Raw genomic sequence first — 4,812 nt, forward strand, 5'->3', positions numbered from 1 at the left:
CTCCGCACCGCCGTGCGGAGGAGGGCCCCTTCGTCGGTTTCTTCGGTCCCGCCGGTTCCTTCGGTCCCGTCGGTTCCGTCAGCCCCAGGTGATCAGGCGCTTCGGGCGCTCCAGCAGCCCGGCCACGTCGGCCAGCACCTTGGAGCCCAGCTCCCCGTCCACCAGGCGGTGGTCGAAGGAGAGCGCCAGCGTGGTCACCTGACGCGGGACCACCTTGCCCTTGTGCACCCACGGCAGTTCCCGGACCGCCCCGAAGGCCAGGATGGCGGCCTCGCCCGGGTTGAGGATCGGGGTGCCGGTGTCGACGCCGAAGACGCCGACGTTGGTGATGGTGACCGTCCCGCCCTGCATGTCGGCCGGCGAGGTCTTGCCCTGACGGGCGGTCTCGACCAGCTCGCCGAGCGAAGCGGCCAGCCCGGCGAGGGTCCTGGACCCGGCGTCCTTGATGTTCGGGACGATCAGGCCGCGCGGGGTGGCCGCGGCGATGCCCAGGTTCACCTGGCCCTTGAGGACGATCTCCTGGGCCGCCTCGTCCCACTGCGCGTTGATCCCGGGGTGCCGCTTGATCGCGGTGAGCAGCGCCTTCGCGACGATCAGCAGCGGGCTGACCCGGACGTCCCGGCCCAGCTCCCCGCTCTCCTTGAGCCGGCGGACGAACTTCATCGTGCGGGTCACGTCGACCTGCACGAACTCGGTGACGTGCGGGGCGGTGAAGGCCGAGGCCACCATCGCCTGCGCGGTCGCCTTGCGGACGCCCTTGATCGGCACCCGGACGTCGCCCGCGGCGGGCACCAGCACCTGCGGCGCGGCCGGCTCGGCCACGGCCGTTCCGGCCACCTCCGCCACCGCGGCGGCCGGAGCCGCCGGAGCGGCCTGAGCGGCGGCGTGGGCGTGCACGTCCTCGCGGGTGATCACGCCGTCCCGGCCGGTCGGGGTGACCGCGCGCAGGTCGACGCCGAGGTCCTTGGCCAGCTTGCGCACCGGCGGCTTGGCCAACGGCCGCTCCCCGCCGGGCACTTCGGCGACCGGAGCGGGCGCAGCGGGAGCCGGGGCGGCGACCGGGGCCGGAGCGGCCGCCGGAGCCGGCGTGGTCGCGGCGACCCTGGTGGTGGTCGTCCGCCGCGCCCGGCGCTGGGCGGTGCCGGTGCGCGGGCCGTACCCGACCAGCACCTCGCGCCGCTCGGGCTCGGCCTCCTCGGCCGGAGCCGGAGCCGGAGCCTGCGCCGGAGCCGCGGCGGGGGCGGCCGGAGCCGCGGCCCCCGCCTCCCCGGCGACCGCGATCGAGATGATCACGGTGCCGACGTCGACCGTCGCGCCCTCGGGGAAGTGCAGCTTCTCGACCACCCCGTTGAACGGGATGGGCAGCTCCACGGCCGCCTTGGCGGTCTCCACCTCGCAGACGACCTGCCCGTCGGTGACGGTGTCACCGGGCTTGACGTACCAGCTGAGGATCTCGGCCTCGGTGAGGCCCTCGCCCACGTCGGGCATCTTGAACTCGCGGAGCGAGCGAACTTCGGTGGTCATCTTCGCTCCCCGGTTCAGTACGCGAGCGCGCGGTCGACGGCGTCGAGCACGCGGTCCAGGTCGGGCAGGAAGGCCTCCTCGACCCGGGACGGCGGGTACGGCGCGTGGTAGCCGCCGACCCGCAGGACCGGTGCCTCCAGGTGGTAGAAGCACTTCTCGGTCAGCCGGGCGGCCAGCTCGGCGCCCATGCCCAGGAAGACCGGTGCCTCGTGCACCACGACGGCCCGACCGGTGCGCTTGACCGACTCCTCCAGGGCGGCGAAGTCCACCGGGGAGAGCGAGCGCAGGTCGACGACCTCCAGCCGGCGGCCGTCCTCCTCGGCGGCCGCGGCGGCCTCCAGGCAGACCTTGACCATCGGGCCGTACGCGATCAGCGTCGCGTCGGTGCCGGGCCGGACGATCCGGGCGTCGTGCAGGCCCAGGTCCGCGGCGTCGCCGACCTCGCCCTTGTCCCAGTAACGGCGCTTGGGCTCCAGGAAGATGACCGGGTCGTCGGACTCGATCGACTGCCGCAGCATCCAGTGCGCGTCGTGCGCGCTGGCCGGGGTGACCACGCGCAGACCGGCGGTGTGCGCGAAGTAGGCCTCGTGCGACTCGCTGTGGTGCTCGACCGCGCCGATGCCACCCGCGTAGGGGATGCGCACGGTGACCGGCAGCTTGACGTGGCCCAGCGCACGGGCGTGCATCTTGGCCAGCTGGGAGACGATCTGGTCGAAGGCCGGGTAGACGAAGCCGTCGAACTGGATCTCCACGACGGGACGGTAGCCGCGCAGCGCCAGACCGATCGCGGTGCCCATGATGCCGGACTCGGCGAGCGGGGTGTCGATCACCCGGTCCTCGCCGAAGTCCTTCTGGAGGCCGTCGGTGATCCGGAAGACGCCGCCGAGCTTGCCGATGTCCTCGCCCATCAGGACGGTCTTCGGGTCGTTCTCCAGCGACTTGCGCAGCGCTCCGTTCAGCGCCTTGGCGATGCTCAGCTGACCGGCCATCAGTGGTTCTCCCCCGCCTCGAAGGAGGCCGCGTACTCGGCGTACTCGGCCCGTTCCTCATCGACCAGCGTGTGCGGCTCGCTGTACACGTGGTCGAAGATCAGGGTCGGGTCCGGGTCCGGCATGCCGCGCACGCCCTCGCGCACCCGCAGCCCCAGCTGCTCGCTCTCGGCGTCGACGGCGGCGAAGAACGCCTCGTCGGCCAGGCCCTCCTTCTCCAGGAGGGCGCGGAGCCGGCTGATCGGGTCCTTGGCCTTCCAGGCCTCGGTCTCCTCGGCGTGCCGGTAGCGGGTGGGGTCGTCGGACGTGGTGTGGGCACCCATCCGGTAGGTGAACGCCTCGATCAGCACCGGGCCGTTGCCGCTGCGGGCGTGGTCGAGCGCCCAGCGGGTGACCGCCAGGCAGGCCAGCACGTCGTTGCCGTCGACCCGGACGCCGGGGAAGCCGAAGCCGGAGGCGCGGCGGTACAGCGGGATCTTGGTCTGGGTGGTGGTGGGCTCGGAGATCGCCCACTGGTTGTTCTGGCAGAAGAAGACCACGGGCGCGTTGTAGACCGAGGCGAAGGTGAAGGCCTCGTTGACGTCGCCCTGGCTGGAGGCGCCGTCGCCGAAGTACGCGATCACCGCGTCGTCGGCGCCGTCCTTGGTGATGCCCATCGCGTAGCCGGTGGCGTGCAGGGCCTGCGCGCCGATCACGATGGTGTACAGGTGGAAGTTCTTCTCGTTCGGGTCCCAGCCGCCGTGGTTCACGCCGCGGAACATGCCGAGCAGGTTCAGCGGGTCGACGTCGCGGCACCAGGCGACGCCGTGCTCGCGGTACGTGGGGAAGGCGTAGTCGCCGGGGCGCATGGCGCGGCCGGAGCCGACCTGGGCGGCCTCCTGGCCGAGCAGCGAGGCCCACAGGCCCAGCTCGCCCTGGCGCTGGAGCGCGGTGGCCTCGCCGTCGAACCGGCGCACCAGCACCAGGTCGCGGTAGAGGGCGAGCAGCTCCTCGGGAGTGGTGGTGAGGGGGTAGTCGGGGTGCTCGACCCGCTCGCCTTCCGGCGTGAGCAGCTGGACGAGCTCCGGCTGGGCGTCCTTGCCCTTGGCGCGGAGGGTGTCAGGGACGCCGGGGGCCGCCTTCTTGCGAGCCCTCGCCGTGCTTTTGACGGTCACGTTCACTCCTCGGTCTGTCCGGCCGCCCGGGGTCGCCGGTGACCGGTCCGGTCACCGCCTCGCGGGGCGCGCGTGGGTGTGCGCTCCCACTGCGGGGCAGGTGGTGATCCTGTTCCGACGGCGTCCCTCACGAGAACGTTACCCAGCGTCCGCCCTCGACGCGCTTGCGCTAGGACGTCCTACTTGTTCAGGGCCTACAACCCCGAGGGTGCCGCGATCGGCTCGCCGTCGGAAGGGTGGGGGTGACGGTCGGCGTGACGCAGCTCTCAATTCGAGCGCCTTCAGGACACCAGCGCACGTTATCCGGGCGGAAGCCCGTGCGTAAGGGGGTTCTCGGTATCGGTTTCGGACGGCTCTGGCCGGATCACGTCGTGACCGGGGTGCGGGTGATAGGTCTTTCGTACGGTGGTATGGGAGGCTTTGGACGTGACTGATAACGGACAAATCAGGGTATTCCTGCTCGACGATCACGAGGTCGTCCGGCGGGGCGTGCACGATCTGCTCTCGGTCGAGGACGACATCGAGGTGGTCGGCGAGGCCGGCACGGCCGCCGAGGCGCTCACCCGGATCCCGGCGGTCCACCCGGACGTGGCGGTGCTCGACGTCCGGCTGCCGGACGGCAACGGGGTCGAGGTCTGCCGCGAGATCCGGTCCAGGCTGCCGGAGATCAAGTGCCTGATGCTGACCTCGTTCTCGGACGACGAGGCGCTGTTCGACTCGATCATGGCCGGCGCCTCCGGCTACGTGCTGAAGGCGATCCGCGGCACCGACCTGATCACCGCCGTCCGGGACGTCGCGGCCGGCCGCTCGCTGCTCGACCCGATCGCCACCAGCAGGGTGCTCGCCCGGCTGCGCGACGGCGGGGAGAAGGAGGACGAGCGGCTCGCCCAGCTCACCAAGCAGGAGCGGCGGATCCTGGATTTGATCGGCGAAGGTATGACAAATCGTCAGATCGGCAACGAGTTGCACCTGGCCGAGAAGACGGTGAAGAACTACGTCTCGAGTCTGCTCGCCAAGATGGGCATGGAGCGGCGCACCCAGGCGGCCGCCTTCGTGGCGCGGCACCAGGCCGACCACCAGTACTGACCGCACGACTGCACAGAACTGACGGCTTGTCAAGGGCCCCCGCAAGGGGGCCATAACCT

At 71.6% G+C, this 4,812-nt stretch carries 4 protein-coding genes; 1 reads left to right on the forward strand and 3 read right to left on the reverse strand.

The annotated features are described in order from the left end of the window. Positions 1–78 precede the first annotated feature (78 nt). The 3 genes from ACIQOV_RS27880 to pdhA are packed head-to-tail and all read right to left on the reverse strand — an operon-like array spanning position 79 to position 3,667. A complete protein-coding gene (locus ACIQOV_RS27880) occupies positions 79–1,524 on the reverse strand; it encodes a dihydrolipoamide acetyltransferase family protein (RefSeq protein ID WP_401053118.1) in 1,446 nt (481 codons plus the stop codon). Between the two features lie 14 nt (positions 1,525–1,538). Next, positions 1,539–2,513 carry an alpha-ketoacid dehydrogenase subunit beta gene (locus tag ACIQOV_RS27885; RefSeq protein WP_396300480.1) on the reverse strand — a complete coding sequence of 325 codons (975 nt, stop codon included), beginning with the start codon at positions 2,511–2,513 and terminating at the stop codon, positions 1,539–1,541. Continuing rightward, the gene (gene pdhA / locus ACIQOV_RS27890) at positions 2,513–3,667 is read right to left on the reverse strand and encodes a pyruvate dehydrogenase (acetyl-transferring) E1 component subunit alpha (RefSeq protein WP_380353393.1); all 1,155 of its coding nucleotides are present in this window, start codon (positions 3,665–3,667) and stop codon (positions 2,513–2,515) included. The genes ACIQOV_RS27885 and pdhA overlap by 1 nt, the downstream gene beginning before the upstream one ends. 426 nt (positions 3,668–4,093) lie before the next feature. Between pdhA and ACIQOV_RS27895 the strand changes: the two genes are divergently transcribed. Then, entirely contained in the window at positions 4,094–4,753 is a 660-nt protein-coding gene (locus ACIQOV_RS27895) for a response regulator transcription factor (RefSeq protein WP_359897693.1), read from the forward strand. Positions 4,754–4,812 lie beyond the last annotated feature (59 nt).

The organism is Kitasatospora sp. NPDC091257 (assembly GCF_044757675.1).
Lineage (GTDB): Bacteria > Actinomycetota > Actinomycetes > Streptomycetales > Streptomycetaceae > Kitasatospora > Kitasatospora lactacystinica.